This is a genomic window from Aestuariirhabdus sp. LZHN29, assembly GCF_049985285.1.
Taxonomy (GTDB): domain Bacteria; phylum Pseudomonadota; class Gammaproteobacteria; order Pseudomonadales; family Aestuariirhabdaceae; genus Aestuariirhabdus.
In genome coordinates, this window is sequence record NZ_JBNIEU010000002.1 from 928528 (window position 1) to 943461 (window position 14934).

At 55.2% G+C, this 14934-nt stretch carries 14 protein-coding genes; 5 read left to right on the top strand and 9 right to left on the bottom strand.

The genetic code is table 11. The annotated features are described in order from the left end of the window. Positions 1-107: 107 nt before the first annotated feature. Together ACP3PW_RS11110 and ACP3PW_RS11115 are read left to right on the top strand one after the other, a co-directional pair. Positions 108-1091, top strand: coding sequence for an NUDIX domain-containing protein (locus ACP3PW_RS11110; RefSeq protein ID WP_426416761.1), 984 nt, complete (start codon positions 108-110; stop codon positions 1089-1091). Next, positions 1088-4405 (top strand): DUF3427 domain-containing protein, encoded by a 3318-nt coding sequence (locus tag ACP3PW_RS11115; protein WP_426416762.1) that lies wholly within the window; start codon positions 1088-1090, stop codon positions 4403-4405. Before ACP3PW_RS11110 ends, ACP3PW_RS11115 begins: the two co-directional genes overlap by 4 nt. A 94-nt stretch (positions 4406-4499) precedes the next feature. Here the strand turns inward: ACP3PW_RS11115 and ACP3PW_RS11120 are convergent, their stop codons facing one another. The 5 genes from ACP3PW_RS11120 to ACP3PW_RS11140 all read right to left on the bottom strand — a co-directional run bounded on the left by ACP3PW_RS11120 (position 4500) and on the right by ACP3PW_RS11140 (position 8663). Next, entirely contained in the window at positions 4500-5381 is an 882-nt protein-coding gene (locus tag ACP3PW_RS11120) for a MaoC/PaaZ C-terminal domain-containing protein (RefSeq protein WP_426416763.1), read from the bottom strand. Between the two features lie 102 nt (positions 5382-5483). Next, positions 5484-6482, bottom strand: coding sequence for a metal-dependent hydrolase (locus ACP3PW_RS11125; RefSeq protein WP_426416764.1), 999 nt, complete (start codon positions 6480-6482; stop codon positions 5484-5486). Between the two features lie 177 nt (positions 6483-6659). Next, on the bottom strand, positions 6660-7262 hold the full coding sequence (locus ACP3PW_RS11130) for a Fic/DOC family protein (protein WP_426416765.1): 603 nt from the start codon (positions 7260-7262) through the stop codon (positions 6660-6662). A 2-nt stretch (positions 7263-7264) separates the two neighbouring features. Beyond that, positions 7265-7465, bottom strand: coding sequence for a YhfG family protein (locus ACP3PW_RS11135; protein ID WP_426416766.1), 201 nt, complete (start codon positions 7463-7465; stop codon positions 7265-7267). A gap of 73 nt (positions 7466-7538) precedes the next feature. Continuing rightward, positions 7539-8663: a M14 family metallopeptidase gene (locus ACP3PW_RS11140; protein ID WP_426416767.1), complete on the bottom strand. Its 1125-nt coding sequence runs from the start codon at positions 8661-8663 to the stop codon at positions 7539-7541. A 356-nt stretch (positions 8664-9019) separates the two neighbouring features. On the opposite strand from ACP3PW_RS11140, the gene ACP3PW_RS11145 reads away from it, so the two are divergent. From ACP3PW_RS11145 to ACP3PW_RS11155, 3 genes are all read left to right on the top strand, one after another. Then, the gene (locus tag ACP3PW_RS11145; RefSeq protein WP_426416768.1) at positions 9020-9616 is read left to right on the top strand and encodes a DUF938 domain-containing protein; all 597 of its coding nucleotides are present in this window, start codon (positions 9020-9022) and stop codon (positions 9614-9616) included. Between the two features lie 89 nt (positions 9617-9705). Continuing rightward, a complete protein-coding gene (locus ACP3PW_RS11150; RefSeq protein ID WP_426416769.1) occupies positions 9706-10194 on the top strand; it encodes an FKBP-type peptidyl-prolyl cis-trans isomerase in 489 nt (162 codons plus the stop codon). A gap of 283 nt (positions 10195-10477) precedes the next feature. Continuing rightward, the gene (locus ACP3PW_RS11155) at positions 10478-11080 is read left to right on the top strand and encodes a hypothetical protein (RefSeq protein ID WP_426416770.1); all 603 of its coding nucleotides are present in this window, start codon (positions 10478-10480) and stop codon (positions 11078-11080) included. A 27-nt stretch (positions 11081-11107) separates the two neighbouring features. On the opposite strand, the gene ACP3PW_RS11160 is transcribed toward ACP3PW_RS11155, so the two are convergent. The 4 genes from ACP3PW_RS11160 to ACP3PW_RS11175 all read right to left on the bottom strand — a co-directional run bounded on the left by ACP3PW_RS11160 (position 11108) and on the right by ACP3PW_RS11175 (position 14931). Further along, entirely contained in the window at positions 11108-12541 is a 1434-nt protein-coding gene (locus tag ACP3PW_RS11160; protein ID WP_426416771.1) for a DEAD/DEAH box helicase, read from the bottom strand. 76 nt (positions 12542-12617) lie between these two features. Continuing rightward, positions 12618-13022, bottom strand: a complete 405-nt coding sequence (locus tag ACP3PW_RS11165) for a hypothetical protein (RefSeq protein ID WP_426416772.1) — start codon at positions 13020-13022, stop codon at positions 12618-12620. 274 nt (positions 13023-13296) lie between these two features. Further along, positions 13297-14481, bottom strand: a complete 1185-nt coding sequence (locus tag ACP3PW_RS11170; RefSeq protein ID WP_426416773.1) for an NAD(P)/FAD-dependent oxidoreductase — start codon at positions 14479-14481, stop codon at positions 13297-13299. Positions 14482-14574: 93 nt separating this feature from the next. Beyond that, positions 14575-14931 carry an FHA domain-containing protein gene (locus ACP3PW_RS11175; RefSeq protein ID WP_426416774.1) on the bottom strand — a complete coding sequence of 119 codons (357 nt, stop codon included), beginning with the start codon at positions 14929-14931 and terminating at the stop codon, positions 14575-14577. Positions 14932-14934 lie beyond the last annotated feature (3 nt).

The window sequence follows — 14934 nt, forward strand, 5'->3', positions numbered from 1 at the left end:
GTGGGTTTGTACAGGCTGTACAGAGGATTCTGGATTTGAGAGTGTAGATCCCATTACATCGTGCCCGTTGGTGCGAATATGATGTCTCAGCGAGGCGAGGAACTGTTTTGATTAAGGTTACGGCTGCAGTATTTGAGTGCGACGATATGATTATGGCCGCTCGCAGAGCTAATGGTAAACATTTGGCCGGGTTTTGGGAGTTTCCCGGTGGAAAGCTGGAGCAGGGTGAAACTGAAGAAGAGTGTTTAGCAAGAGAACTTTTTGAGGAGTTTGGGGTTGAGGTCGTAGTCGGCGATTTTGTTACCGACAGCAGGCATGACTATGGAGATGTTAGTATTTTATTATTGGCATATAAGGTTCAGTTAGTTAGTGGCTCTTTCACCCTAAGGGATCACGACGAAATCTGCTGGCTGCCCATCACCCGTTTGCGAGAATTAGAATGGGCTCCTGCGGACCTCCCGGTTATCCATGCACTTGAAGCTGAGTACTCAGCTTTGCAGACAGTTTCATATTACGATGATCATCCTCAAGCCTACTTCGATGAAACGTTGAACAATGATATGTCCGTGCTGCGAGATCGTTTTCTCGCGGAGGTGTCACCATCGGGCCGAATTCTCGATCTTGGATGCGGGTCTGGAAGAGATAGCAAATTTTTCTTGGACCGGGGGTTTGATGTCGTCCCTATGGATGCCTCTGAACCCTTGGCAAAATTGGCGCAGAATTATTTGGGGTGCCACGTTCAGGTGTCAAACTACCAGGAACTTTCAGGCAAAGCGTGCTTCGATGGAATTTGGGCGTGTGCCAGTCTATTACATTGCCCGGAGCATCAAATTTATAGTGTTTTTAGTCGGTGCGTGGATGCGCTTAGGAGTCGAGGAGTGTTTTACTTTTCGTTCAAATCAGGTGTATCTCCACGTGTTGATAGTAGAGGTCGCTTTTTCAATGATTACACATTGACGAAAGCAAAAAATCTGATTGCACGGTTTTCAGAGCTAACTGTAATAGATGTATGGGAAGAGGAAAAGCCGCTTCGCGGTGCCAACCAGTATTGGATTAATGGGTTAGTCAGAAAATGTGATGAGGCTCTATGACGGTGTTTGATAAGTATCTATCCACCGGTGGCGATGACCACTTTTTGCCAAATTTGGTGGAGGCGATTAACAGAGCGCAGAAAATAGATATCACGGTGGCTTTTATCCGTCAGACGGGGCTGTCTCTGTTAATGGAACCGCTGCTGGATGCCTTAGACAAAAAGGTCTCGGTGCGAATCTTGACTGGCGATTATCTTTACATCACAGACCCCGAGGCGCTGCACACGCTTTTGCTATTAGGTGAGCAAGGGGCCGACGTCAGAGTCTTTGAAAGCAAAAACAGTACGAGCTTTCATATGAAAGCTTATATTTTCATCTACCCAGAGGATTGTGGAGCTTGTGCCTTTGTTGGTTCGAGTAATATTACACGATCAGCTCTGCAGCAGGGACTTGAATGGAATCTCCGAGTAGATCAAGCAGAAAACCCTCGTCGCTTTCGAGAGATATGCGAGGGCTTCGATGCTATCTTTCAACAGAATGAAACTGTACCTCTGACACAATTATGGGTGGAAGACTACCAGCGACGTTATTCGCCTCCCGCTGGACGTAACGGACAGTTCGCTCCGGGAAGCGATGAAGTGCCGGAATTGGTTACTCCAAATGATGCTCAACAGGAGGCTCTCGATAATCTTGCTGAAACCCGAGAAGCTGGCTACCAGCGGGGCTTAGTGGTCATGGCAACCGGGATGGGTAAAACATGGTTAGCCGCCTTTGACAGCAAGGCAATGAATGCCAAGCGTGTGCTGTTCGTAGCGCATCGAGAAGAAATTTTGCTGCAAGCTGAAGCAACCTTTATTCGTATTCACAGTGACGTGAAAGTAGGGCGCTATAGCGGTCAGTACAAAGAAGTGAACGTAGATATGCTGTTTGCCAGTGTTCAAACCCTTGGTAGGCAAACTCATCTGGATCAATTTCCTAGCAATCATTTTGATTATATCGTTGTTGATGAGTTTCACCATGCGGCGGCGAGAACTTATCTGCGGTTACTTGCACACTTCCAACCGAGATTTATGCTGGGTTTGACTGCTACGCCGGAGAGGACCGATCAGTCCGATATATTATCTCTGTGTGATAATAATTTGGTGTTTTGTTGTGATCTATTTGACGGTATTGAGAGTCAGACTCTTTCTCCATTTGAATACTATGGGATTGGGGATGAAACGGTTGATTATCAAGAGATCAGTTGGCGCAATAGTCGTTTCGACCCTAATCAATTGGTTAACCAATTAGCCACGCTAGCTCGTGCAAATCATGCCCTTAAAGAGTGGAGTTCGCGTCATCAATCAAAAACCTTGGCATTTTGTATATCGCAGAAACACGCTGACTTCATGGCGCATCACTTCAATCGAAATGGAGTTAAATCGTTATCGGTACATAGTGGCTCAGATGTTCGTAGAAATGATGCCATCAGTCAGCTCGAAGCGGGAAGAGTTTCTGTAATATTTTCCGTAGATCTTTTTAATGAAGGGGTTGACATCCCTTCAGTCGATACGGTTTTGATGTTGCGGCCAACGGAATCAAAAATCGTCTTTTTGCAACAGCTCGGTCGAGGGCTTCGCCGATATTCCTTGAAGGAAAAGTTGGTAGTGTTGGATTTTATTGGTAACCACCAGAGTTTTTTCAATAAGGCTGAGGCGCTTTTTAAAATTGGCGCTAGTAATCGAGAGCGTAAGGACTTTCTAAAAAGAGCAGAGTCAGAAACTCTTGAGTTACCGGCGGGCTGTTTTGTGAACTACGACCTTAGCGCTATCGATATTATGCGCAGTTTAATATCTACTAAAACTGGGCATCAGCTCGAATTGTATCGCTCACTCAAGGATTCTTTAGGTAGGCGCCCGTCGCTTTCTGCTTTTTATCAAGCAGGAGGTTCCGTTGAAACTATACGTAAGGAGTATGGGCAGTGGTTTATCTTTGTAAAACAAGAAGGGGATCTGTCATCAATTGAAGTAGAGATGCTGGCTATCTACGAGAAATTTTTGTATGAGGTAGAGACGACTAGTCTTACTCGATCCTTTAAAATGGTACTCTTAGAGGCTTTTTTGGAGATGAATGGTTTCTCCGAGGCCCCCTCGGTTGAGCTGTTGGCCAGGAAAAGCTTCGATGTTTTGAAACGCCGGCCCACTCTGAATCCTGATCTGCCCAACATATATTCCGAACTAACTAATCTAGATGGAGTAAACCAGACTAAGTGGGTGGCCTACTGGAAACAGAACCCCATTAACGCTTGGATAGGTGGGAATCGCTCCAAAGGACCTTTTTATTTTTCCCAACAAGATGGCAATTTTAGTTTCACTGGTAATGTCGTTTCTGAACTCCTCGATCCTTTGTATGTATTGACTCAGGAACTAGTGAATTATCGCTTCCTTAGTTATGAGGTCCGCTTGTCAAAAGAGAAGGATACAAGTGTAGGCGGATGTGATGTGGTGCCTCTTCGGCCTAATACGGTAACAATACCTTATTTTACCGACCTGAAAATAGCATGTGGTTTTTTTAGAACCAGTGCTCACGATATCGATGAAATTGAGCAGTATCAACTGCCGGAGAGTTATGGTCATTTGGATCCTGCGAGGCACTTTGTAGCGAGGGCTTCTGGTGACTCTATGAATGGTGGTAAGAATCCAATTCGTGATGGTGACTATCTTTTGCTTGAGGCTATTAGTTCTGATAGTGCTGGTAGTATCAGTAATCAGACTGTCGCGATTCAACGCCGTGATGTCTCAGGGGATGATCAGTACCTCTTGAGAAAGGTGAACAAGGTAGGTGGCGGCCATTATCAGTTAATAGCCCAAAACCCGGCCTATGAACCTATGATGGCAACGGATGAGATGAATACATTTGCTCGATTTAAGGCGCTGATCGATCCAGTAGACCTGTTTATTCACCGTAGCTTCATGCGCGAGGAAATCCCCAGTTTATTCGGTTTAGAGTTCAATACGGGGTTGTGGCAAAACGGACACGTTCGCCCGAAAGGGCACGCAGATCAGTATTTGTTCGTTACTCTAAACAATCAAGGAAGGATCAAAAATCAAAAGTTCCATGACTATTTTATTGATAGCAAAACACTGCATTGGGAGAGCCAGAATAGCGTTACGCCCAGTAGCAGCAAAGGGAAGGCTATTATTGAGCACGCATTACTCAATAGTAACGTTCATCTATTTGTAAGAAAGCACAGACTAATTGGCGGAAAAGGAGCACCTTTTTATTATTGCGGGCCGATTTTCTACCGTTCACATAAGGGACAGAACCCGATGAGCGTAGTTTGGGATCTTAAAGTAACGCTGAGTGAAGAGCTTAGTCACGCCTTTATAGACTAGTGGCGATTTACGCCTCGCCTCGCAGGGCTCAACCAAGCGCTCGGCCTAACGGGGTCGCCATGGGAGTGGCTCCAGCAGAGCACCCCCCCGGCCTCTACAGCTCCACCACTGCCGCACAGATGCTTGGCTTCGGGTTGGTGCCGCAATAAACATCGAAGCGGGAGGGGTCCTGCTCCAGGTTTTGTTTGATCTGCAAATCACTGCCCAGGTACAAAGGACCTTTGAAAATCACATCCACCTGTAGGTTGTCTTGCCCGGTACGGCTGTGCGTTGCGTGGTGGATCGCCTGTGCCAGCACCCCGAAGCCGTGGGCGATGTCGCGCTTGAAGCCGAACAGCTTGGCCAGTAACGACGACATATGGATCGGGTTGTAGTCGCCGGTGATGGCGGCGTACTTTTTACCGCGATCGGTCGGTATCGACCATTGGCTGGTGTCGGTGGCGGATTCCAGGCTGGCCAGCTCAAAACTTTTGCTGGCGCTGGGGTTGTCGCGGCCGCCGAATGTGCCGGCTTTAAAGTAGGTGGTGGTCTCCTGCCAGAGGGTTTCACCCTCTACGATCACTGCGGTGGTGAAATCAAATTCGACGCCTTTTTCCACCAAGCGGGTTTCACCCATGCGGCTATCGAAGGTGAGGGCTTGGTCGGCCCGAATCGCCCGGTGCTGGACGATGCGGTTCTTGAGGTGCACCGCGCCCAATAGCCGGATCGGGAACGCTTTATGGGTCAGCATGTGCATGTGCATGCCCCCGGCCATTACGTGGGGGTAGAGGATGGGCAGGGTCTCGCTGGCGGGTAAGCCCAGCAGTGTCAGGTAGCGGCCCAGGGCATCGGGGTCGACGCGAGCGCCGGACCAGGTGGCGTGAATCTGTGGCAGCCCGGTGTGGGCGTTGAAGCCTTTGCGCGGTAGCAGCAGGGCTTTTAGCATCGCCGGTGCGATAGCGGGCTTTGTAGTGAATGTGAGTTGCAGGTCAGGCATTAAGGGTTCCAGGGGTGGGTACAGGTTTGGGCAGGGGGCAGCGTTCGCTGTGCACCCCCTGTCGTTGTGGCGCAGGCCTTTCGTTCGTGATCGGCCAGAGCGCTAATCAAACACCATTTGCCAGAATTTGTCGCGGTTACGTTGGCTGGTGTCGCGCCCGGTCTGGTAGCGTACATGCTGGCGCGGGCCGGCGCTGGGGGTCAGTTCGATCCCCCATAGTGCCTTGATCTCGTTGGGGATGACCGAGTAGCGCACATCGACGACCCGGTTGGGATGCTCCGGGTCCTTGGCGATATAGCCATTGGAAAACCAGCGAAAGCGTTCGATATCGCGGGCCTGCTGGGAGGCGGGGTCGAGCCAGGGTAGGTCCCGGGGGATATCCAGTTTTTCCACATTCTGACCGGCGTACACCTTATGCCCGCGGGCGACCCTTACGGCATCCACGTAGTAATGGTCTTCGGTTTCGTAGACAATTTTCCACACCAGCAGGTTGGCAAAGCTGGGTTTGGCTTCGAGCCGAATCGGTTGGTGACCCCGTGCGCTGGCGATCTCCCACCCAACCGCTTCGGCGCGCTCCCGTTGCACCATGCCGATGGTGGGATAGATCAGCGCCCAGGCCAGCGCGATGCGGGCCAGTGCCGGTTTGCGTTTAATGGCTGCGCCAATTACCAGCGCCCCCAAGGGCAGGGTATAGAGGGGGTCGATGATCGACATCGTATTCCAGGCCACTCGCATACTGCTGAAGGGCCAGAGCAGCTGGGTGCCGTAGGTGGTGCAGGCATCGAGGAGGGCGTGGGTGGCGAAACCGAGGGTGCTAAACAGCAGGCTTTGCCACAGCCGCAACCCGAATCGTCTGCCCAGCAGGGCGTGCATCAACAGGCCGACGAGGGCTCCGCCGAAGGGGATAAAAATCAGCGAGTGGGTAAACTGTCGGTGGTACTCCAGATACAGCAGCGGGTCGGTTTCGGAGCGAATTAATATATCGAGATCGGGTGCCATACCCCCGGCGATACCCAGCACCGTAGCGCCGATAAGGAGTTTGCGATTGCTGGCTGACTGGGCGAGGGTGGCGCCCAATATGCCTTGGGTAACGGGATCCATGGGTGGGATGTGCTCAGGTTGCTGTTCAGGGTGAGTTTAACAGGGGAATTAAAACCCGGTTGGTTGGACCCATGCTAGCCTTCGGGGTTCCCGCTTGTCGAGCACTCGCCGAGCCCCATGACAGGCTGCAACCTGCCTTCTGGATTGTCAATTACTCGGTAGGTAATCCTCCCTTTTTTAGCTAGCGCCAATCCGGGAGCCTACACAGCGTTTAAAGATCGTTTCCATACTCCGGCAATCGCCGTGGTAACTGTCGATACTGGCCTGAACCCACGCCTGCTCGCTAATCGATTCCCAGCGGATCTCCCAGCCGCAGTTGACGGTCAAGTGCTCGAATAAAATTCGTTGTGTTCTACCGTTACCTTCCCGGAAGGGATGAACGACGTTGAGGTTACCGTACAGCTCGGCAAGAGCACCAATCAGCTCACTCTTTTCGAGGTCAATGTAGTAATTTCTACGCTGGAGTTCGGCAAATAGTTTATCGGCTTCGGGGATGATCCGGGCACAGCTACAAAAGCGGGTGGCTCCTTTCGCAATGTCGATCTGCCTGATCTCTCCCGCCCAGGGGTAAATTTCCTGGAACAGCACTTTGTGAATCTGCCGTAGGTAATTCAGGTCATAGGGGGGCGGAGCGAAATCAATTTCGGAAGCCGAGATTTCGGTGATTTCACGCTCTGCCTGTTCGAGAATACCGGAACTTTGTATGTTCAGATGGTTGATGAGGGTTTTGCTATCGGGATAGCAGTCGGGGTCATCACCCGTTCCATACTTGCCAACCACGGTTAGCCTGCGGTTAAACGGTATTTATCGATGATCTGCTGCTTGGAAACGGCTCGTTCGTCGACAGTCTCAGTATCATCGGGCAGATCAAAGCCCTCTAATCGCAAGCTGGAGCGATAATTGATCGATCGCGTCTTGGCGACGTAGGCTCTCTTAGCCGTCAGGGACAGTGTCTTTGTAGTGTTTTTTGTATCGTTGGCCATGGTTGCCAGTATACCACACAACAGCCGTCTGGCCGCCAGGATCGACGGCCTCGGTAAGTCAGATGGAAGTGGTTTATAACCGGTCGATCACCCCATGCAGCGCGTCCAGCGCACTGGCACCCAGACGTTTGCAGCGCTCGGGAGACCAGCCTTCACGGGGCTGCGGGGTGTCGGCGGTGTCCTTGAAGGGCATCTCCAGGGTGATCGCGACGCAGTCGAATGTCTCGGCCACGTAGTTGGTGCACATGTTCATATTGGCATTACCGGCGCTGTTGTCCGGGTAGCCGTGCACCAGCTGAAAGTCGGGGTTGGCCCGGCGCAGGGCCTGGCCAAAGCCGTTGTGCACGTTCAGCCGCTTCTCATCCCAGGAGGGGATGCCGTGGGTGCCGGCGATAAAGTTGTAGGGCAGGGTCTCGTCACCGTGCACGTCGAGGCAGAAGTCGACGCCGATCGCGGCCATCTGTTCGCGTACCAGCAACACCTCGGGGCTGTTCTCCGCGGTCGGCGTGAGCCACTCCCGGTTAAGGTTGGCCCCGGCGGCGTTGGTGCGCAGATGACCCCGGCGGCTGCCGTCGGGGTTCATATTGGGCACCACATAAAAGACGGCCCTCTCCAAAAGGTCGCGGGCGATGGCGTCGTTGGGGTCGATCAGGCGTGGCACAAACCCCTCCATCCACCAGGAGGCCATGGTCTCTCCGGGGTGCTGGCGTGCCTGGATCCAGATCTTCTTCTTGCCCTCGCCGGGTTCGCCGATCACCAGCTGGTCCAGCGGTTGACCATCGAGGGTCTGCCCCAGGGTGCGCTGCGTTACTTTGGGATGGGTTTGCAAGCCGGCGATAAAGTCGCCGAGTCGCTCCATCGAATAGGGGGCAAAGTAGGCGTAGTAGACGCTGTTGTGAACCGGCTCGTGCATGATACTGAGGACGCCCTCATGGAAACGGGTCGGTACCCGAAACCAGCGTTGACGATCGTAGGAGGCTACCGCCTGGTAATTTTCCCAGCCGCCAGGGTATGCCGCGCCGGCGGCGTTGAGAATTTTCATGTTGCAGGTTTGACCACGGGCACCGCTGAGGCGGAAGTAGAACCATTGATAGAAGTCGCTGTTGTGGTCAGCGCGGATATTGAGCTGAATGTCGTCGGCGCGCTCCGCGCTGATGACCTCGATATTGCCGCCATCAAAGGCTGCGTTAATGTGCATGGGGGGCTCCGTCAGGTTGCAGGCGATTCAACAGGATATGCAGGGATTATTGCAGGTTCGACCGCGGGCGCAAGGGGCTTTGGGGGGCGTTTTCAGGCTTGCGACTCCGGGACTCGAGGTCGCAGCCACCCAGGCCAGCGTAACCCTGGCATCAGTGCGTTACCGGTCAGGACCAACCCGAGCCCGGTAACGCTGGCCCGGGTCCATTGGTAGCCTTCGAACCAGGTCGATAGGGTCAGCGCTGTTCAGGGGCTTTAGCGGGCATCCATCGGTGATACACTGAGGCCATGAAGCTGGCGACCCCCTCTCGTAGTGCACTACTCCCGGGTCGATGGCGAGCATGCTACGGAGAATCTATGGAAAAGCCCCTGAGCCAACCCTGCCTGCGTAACCAGCAAGCGATCTGCGAGGCATTGCGGGTGCACTTTGCCGGGGTGTCACGGGTGTTGGAGTTAGGCAGTGGTACCGGCCAGCACGCGGTCTATATGGCCGCGCGGATGCCGCACCTGCAGTGGCAGCCCAGCGAATTAGCCGGTGCCCTGGCGGGTATTGAGCTCTGGCGTCAGGAGGCCGGGCTGGACAATCTTTTGCCGGCGTTCGAGCTCGATGTCAGCCGCCGCCCGTGGCCGATAGAGGGCACCTACAGCGGCGCATTTACCGCCAATACCCTGCACTATGTCGGTTGGTCGGTGGTGGAGGCACTGCTGGGGGGGGTCGTCGATGCGCTGGAGCAGGGCCGTTGTTTTTGCGCCTACGGCCCCTTTAATCGGGAGGGGCGCTACACCAGTGCAGGTAACCGCGATCTGGATGTCTGGTTGCGCCAACGGGATCCCGCCAGTGGTATCAAGGATATTGCAGAAATTTCCGATGTCGCCGCCGGCCTGGGACTGCGCTACCTCGGCGAGGAGACGATGCCCGCCAATAATCTGTTGCTGCGCTTCGAGCGAAAATAGTCGCCTTGTGCTGGCCCCTCAATGGTTGCCAATGCCTCGAACGCACCGGATAATGTGCGCCCCCGTTTTTCTCTTTGGAGTATCTGTAGATGAAGGTTGAAGCCGATAAGGTGGTGCAGTTCCATTACCGTTTGAACGACAGCGAAGGCAATGAGCTGGAGAACTCCTACGACGGCGATCCCATGGCGTATCTGCATGGTCACAACAATATGATACCCGGACTGGAGATGGCGATGAATGGCCGCGCCGTCGGTGATAGCTTCAGCACTGTCGTGGTGGCAAAGGATGGCTACGGTGAGCGGGTCGAGGACAGCGAGCAGCGTATTCCGATTAAGCACCTGCTGGTGAAAAAGAAAGCGTTATTGGTGCCCGGGTCAGTGGTGAGCGTGAACACCGAACAGGGGCCACGCCATGTCACTATCATTAAGGCCGGTCGCTTCAATGTTGATGTAGACACCAACCATCCGTTGGCGGGCATGGACCTGCATTACGATGTGGAAGTGGTTGACGTACGTGACGCCAGCGATGAAGAGGTCGCCCACGGTCACGCCCACGGTGTGGGTGGTCATAACCACTAGGGTTCAGGCTCATTGCAGTGATGAGGGCGCACCCCCATGCGGGCTGCGCCCTTTTTTGTGCGCCCTTTTTATTGCCTTTTTGCCGCGGATAGTTGCATAACGCCCACAGCGAGCCCGCGATCGCTCACAGGGTGAACGCCCGATTCCCCACAGGGCCGGGGGCTTGCCATCCCTTCAGTGGCCTCGCTATAGCCCCTATGATCAGTTCCCGTGCATCGGCTCCGGCATAGACGGCGGGTCCTGCATAAAACGAGAGATCATCATACTCAGGGAGGAGTCAGGGATGCATCGATTGACAGGGAGCGGTCAGCGGCGTTTAACGGATACAGTTTTGGCCCTCGTGGTGGCTATCGTGTTGGCCGCCACGTTATCCGCCGAGGCCAAGGCTTCGGAGCCGGCACCAGACTATGAACAGGCCAGTAGCCTTGAGCGTGTCGCACTGGCCTTTGGGTTTCGTTGGACGCGGTGGGATAAGCAACTGTGGCTGGCGCAGGTGAAAGGGTTTACCCGGCCCGATGGTACGGTCGATGAGTTTGTCAGGGCTTCTTTACTGTTATCGGTCGGCTGTTTGGCCGATAACAAAGCGCTGGCCGAGGGCAGCGATGCCTGGTACCTGAGTTTGATGGGCCAGCCATCAGCGCTGGGTGACCCGGCGACCTTTATGCTGGCGACGGTGAATGACGACCAGCTACCCCCGGGCGGTGCCGCCAGAAGGGCGGAGTGGGGTATGCGTCATGTCAGCGGTGAGATGCAGGAGGGCTGTGGAGCGCGACCGTCGGCGCAGGACGGTTTGGTGCAAACAGGAGTGCCGGGTCGGGAGCGCAGAGCCTTACCCAGACCGGCAACGTCAACCGGGACAACCGCGATAAGGGCGGTGCCCCGTTAGGGGCAAGGCCGCTCACTGTACCAGAGGCTATTTACGCCGTTTTGGGGGCTCGAAACCGGCGTCCTGTCCCCAGACGGCGGGTTTGGATTTTGTGGACGCCTTGGGTTTGGATGGCGTTTTTTGCGCGCTTTTGGGCGCGCCCTTGGGGCGGTCGGTGGATGGGGTGCTGTTGTCACCGGTGCCGGCTCTCTTTTTGGGGGCGGAACCCTTGCTGCTGGCTTTAGCGCCCCGTGGATCTTTACCCGCCGGGGTTCTTTTACCAATCGCGGACCTCTTTTTTTTGCTACCGGCCGCCTTGCCCGAGCTCTTCAGTTTTTTCGGCCCCTTGTAGTTGGCGATCAAACCGTCGATGTGGCGTTTTCGCAGTCCCGTATTAAGGTAGCGCTCGATACCGGCTTTAAGATTCCAGTCGTAGGCGCACACCAGGGTGATGGCAACGCCGGCGGCTTCGGCCCGCCCGGTACGCCCGATACGGTGGATATAGTCGTCGCCATTGCGCGGCATATCGAAATTGATCACCAGGTCGATACCCTTGACGTCGAGGCCCCGGGCGGCGAGGTCGGTGGCGATCAGCATCTTGAAGTGGCCATCACGAAACAGCTGCATGGCCTGGTTGCGTTCGGGCTGGTTCATTTCGCCGTGGAGTACACCGGCAGGGAGACCCTGGCCGCGTAATTTTCCGCACAGGCGGTCGGCTAGCTCACGGGTGTTGGTGAAGACCAGTGCTTTGTCGAAGGGTTCGTGCTCCAGCAGGTGGGCGAGCAGCGCGCTCTTGTGGTCGTTGTCGTCGGCCAGGATCATCTGCTGGTCGATATCACTTTTTTGTTTACGTGGGGTGTCGAGAATAAGGGATTCGGGGTTATCGAGCGCCAGCCCGATAATTTCGTTGAGGCCTCGCCGTTTGAGGGTGGCGGAGTAGAGCAGGGTCTGGCGATCTGCTGTGCAGGCGCTGCAGATCTTTTCCAGGTCCTCACTGAAACCCATTTCGAGCATGCGGTCGGCTTCATCGAGCACCAACACTTCAATGTCGTCGAAGTGCAAAGACTCCGCTTCCAGGTGTTCTACCAGTCGGCCCGGCGTTGCGACCAGTATTTCAGGGTTCTTGCGCAGCATCGCGCGCTGCTCCTTGAAGCCCTCACCGCCGATGATCATACCGGCTTTGATAAAGGTGAACTGCCCCAGCTGCTGGCAGGCTTTCATCACCTGTCGCGCCAGTTCCCGGGTGGGGACCAGAATCAACGCGCGGGCCTGGCTCCCGGGTTTGCTGGACTCCTGCAGGCGGTGCAGAATGGGCAGCACAAAGGCTGCGGTTTTACCGCTACCGGTGCGGGCGCAGACCAGCAAATCTTTGTCGGCCAGGGCGTGGGGAATGGATTTCTGCTGGACCTCGGTCGGCTCGGTAAAGCCAAGGTTATCGAGTGCTTTTAGCAGACGCTCATTCAGGGCAAGTTGGTTGAACAATGGAGGGCCTCACGGGGCAGCAATAAAACGGTGGAGCATTGTAAACCCCTCGCAGCGCTGATCAAAGCATAACCGCTTACAGATCCCGGGACAGACGGTAGCCCTGCAGGGTGAGGAAGGTTTCAGCCTCCCGGGGAGAGCTTACGAGTTTGGTACGGTTTTGCCCGTGATAGGTCATCACCTGAGCGATCAAATGCTGTTTGATCAGGCCCTCGCCGGTATAGAGTAGGGTGTACTGTACGCCGTGGCCTACCGCCCATTCAACGGCCTGTTGCAAATAGGGAAGGGCTTCCGGATTGGCCAGATTCCACTGGGAGGCATCAACATAATGGGACCAGTGGGTCAGGCCCGCTTGCTCGACAGTGGCGGCGAGTTCGTCGAGCCAAGCCTTTGCGGTGACCTCATTCCAGGAGCCATAGCCCCTGCAGATCACCAGTTGGTGGTCTGTCTCGATCTGGTAGCGGCCATGGCCTCGTTTCATCGGTTTTCCACTGGAGCGGGATTGAACATGCCCCCCTCAGTATAGATGCTTACAAGATAGCTGTTGTACTGCCGAGGACCGGCGAACAGGATCTTGCCTCCCTGAAGAGGGAAGGCGTCAACGAGGCGGTTGCGCAAAGCAGCAACGAAACCGCCGCTATCGTAGACACCACCCAGCAGGTAGCCTAAAAGCCATCGAGCTCAAAGCCCTGGTTGATCGCTTTCGGGTGAGCTAGGCAGCGTGCAGGGAAGCGGTGGTTTTGCGCTGCGGGTTCCTAAACCACCTCTCCTGCAACGTGGCCCGAGGCCCAGGCCCATTGGAAGTTGTAGCCCCCGAGCCAGCCGGTAACGTCCACCACCTCGCCGATAAAATAGAGTCCGGGCTGGCGCTTGCTCTCCATGGTTTTGGAGGAGAGTTCGTCGCAGTCGATGCCGCCGAGGGTGACCTCGGCCGTGCGGTAACCCTCGGTGCCCGATGGCTTCAGTCGCCAGCCATTGAGGTGCTCGCCAATCTGTTGCAGTCGTTTGTCCGCTATTTCGGCGATGGGGGTTTGGCTCAACTCGCTCCACCAGAGGCTTTCCAGTTCGGCGACCAGGGCCTTGGGGAGGTGGCGGGATAGCAGGGTGCGTAACAGGCTCTTGGGGTGCTGGCGCTTGAATTCGAGCAACAGGCTGACGGCGGACTCGGATGGCAGCAGATCCACCGTTACCGCCTCTCCCGGCTGCCAGTAGTTGGAGATCTGCAACACCGAGGGTCCGCTCATTCCCCGGTGGGTAAACAGCAGGGCTTCGCTGAACTCGGTCTGCTTGCAATGGATCGTAACCGGAATCGCCGTTCCTGACAGCCGTTCGCAGATCCCTTTGGTCTGGTCGCTAAAGGTGAAGGGAACCAACCCCGCCCGGGTGTCGGTGACGCTGTGTCCGAACTGTCGGGCGACGTCGTAGCCAAATCCACTGGCACCCATGGTGGGGAAGGAGAGACCGCCGGTGGCGATTACCAGCGATTGGGCGGTGAAGTTCCCGAGGCTGGTTCGCAGTTGATAGCTTCCATCGTGTTCGATCCTCTCTACGCTACAGTGGGTGCGGATCTCGACACCCGCCTCATCGGCTGCGCGCAGTAGCATGGCCAGCACCTCTTTGGCGCTTTCATCGCAAAACAGTTGGCCGTGATCGCGCTCGTGCCAGGGGATGCCCTGGCTGGAAACCATCGAAATAAAATCCCATTGGGTATAACGACTGAGGGCCGATTTGCAGAAGTGGGGGTTGTTGCCGAGGTAGTTGTTGGCGGAGAGATCAAGGTTGGTGAAATTGCATCGTCCTCCGCCGGAGAGGAGGATCTTTTTGCCCGGCTTATTACTCTTGTCGAGGAGCAATACTCGCCGGCCACGGGCTCCGGCGGTGAGGGCGCACATCAGGCCGGAAGCTCCGGCGCCAATGATAATGACGTCAAACTGGTTCAAGGGTGGGTCCTGCAGGCAGAGGGCGGCGTATTGTAGCGGCGAGTCGCGCTTGTGTCAGCCAGCCTGCCCGATTTGCCACCCGTCGACCCGAGTCTATTCGGTATCGATACTGAATACCGTCTGCTCAAGGGTGCTTTCGGTGTCGTCGACGAACTTGAAGTGGTTCCAGGCGATACGAATCAGGTCGTTATTGTGCAACTTGCAGCGGCCGTTGACCGCCTGGTTGTTCACAAAGGTGCCGTTGGTGCTGCCGAGGTCCTCGATATAGATATCCATAACGCTGCGGATAGCCGAGTTGGGTTCGCGGAGCAGGCGCGCATGGTGACTGCTCACCGTCGCTTCACTGATCTCTATGTCATTGTCCGGGTGGCGACCGATGGTGGTTTCGGGTTGGTCGATCTCCACGCGATTGACCACGACGTCATCGATCAGTTGAGCCAGTGTTGCCATGAT

What these genes read in the sequence shown, in the direction of transcription:
- ACP3PW_RS11115 (WP_426416762.1), top strand. Translation starts at nt 1,088, where the DNA reads ATGACGGTGTTTGATAAGTATCTATCCACCGGTGGCGATGACCACTTT.
- ACP3PW_RS11120 (WP_426416763.1), bottom strand. Translation starts at nt 5,381, where the DNA reads ATGCCTGACCTGCAACTCACATTCACTACAAAGCCCGCTATCGCACCG.
- ACP3PW_RS11125 (WP_426416764.1), bottom strand. Translation starts at nt 6,482, where the DNA reads ATGGATCCCGTTACCCAAGGCATATTGGGCGCCACCCTCGCCCAGTCA.
- ACP3PW_RS11135 (WP_426416766.1), bottom strand. Translation starts at nt 7,465, where the DNA reads ATGGCCAACGATACAAAAAACACTACAAAGACACTGTCCCTGACGGCT.
- ACP3PW_RS11140 (WP_426416767.1), bottom strand. Translation starts at nt 8,663, where the DNA reads ATGCACATTAACGCAGCCTTTGATGGCGGCAATATCGAGGTCATCAGC.
- ACP3PW_RS11145 (WP_426416768.1), top strand. Translation starts at nt 9,020, where the DNA reads ATGGAAAAGCCCCTGAGCCAACCCTGCCTGCGTAACCAGCAAGCGATC.
- ACP3PW_RS11150 (WP_426416769.1), top strand. Translation starts at nt 9,706, where the DNA reads ATGAAGGTTGAAGCCGATAAGGTGGTGCAGTTCCATTACCGTTTGAAC.
- ACP3PW_RS11155 (WP_426416770.1), top strand. Translation starts at nt 10,478, where the DNA reads ATGCATCGATTGACAGGGAGCGGTCAGCGGCGTTTAACGGATACAGTT.
- ACP3PW_RS11165 (WP_426416772.1), bottom strand. Translation starts at nt 13,022, where the DNA reads ATGAAACGAGGCCATGGCCGCTACCAGATCGAGACAGACCACCAACTG.
- ACP3PW_RS11175 (WP_426416774.1), bottom strand. Translation starts at nt 14,931, where the DNA reads ATGGCAACACTGGCTCAACTGATCGATGACGTCGTGGTCAATCGCGTG.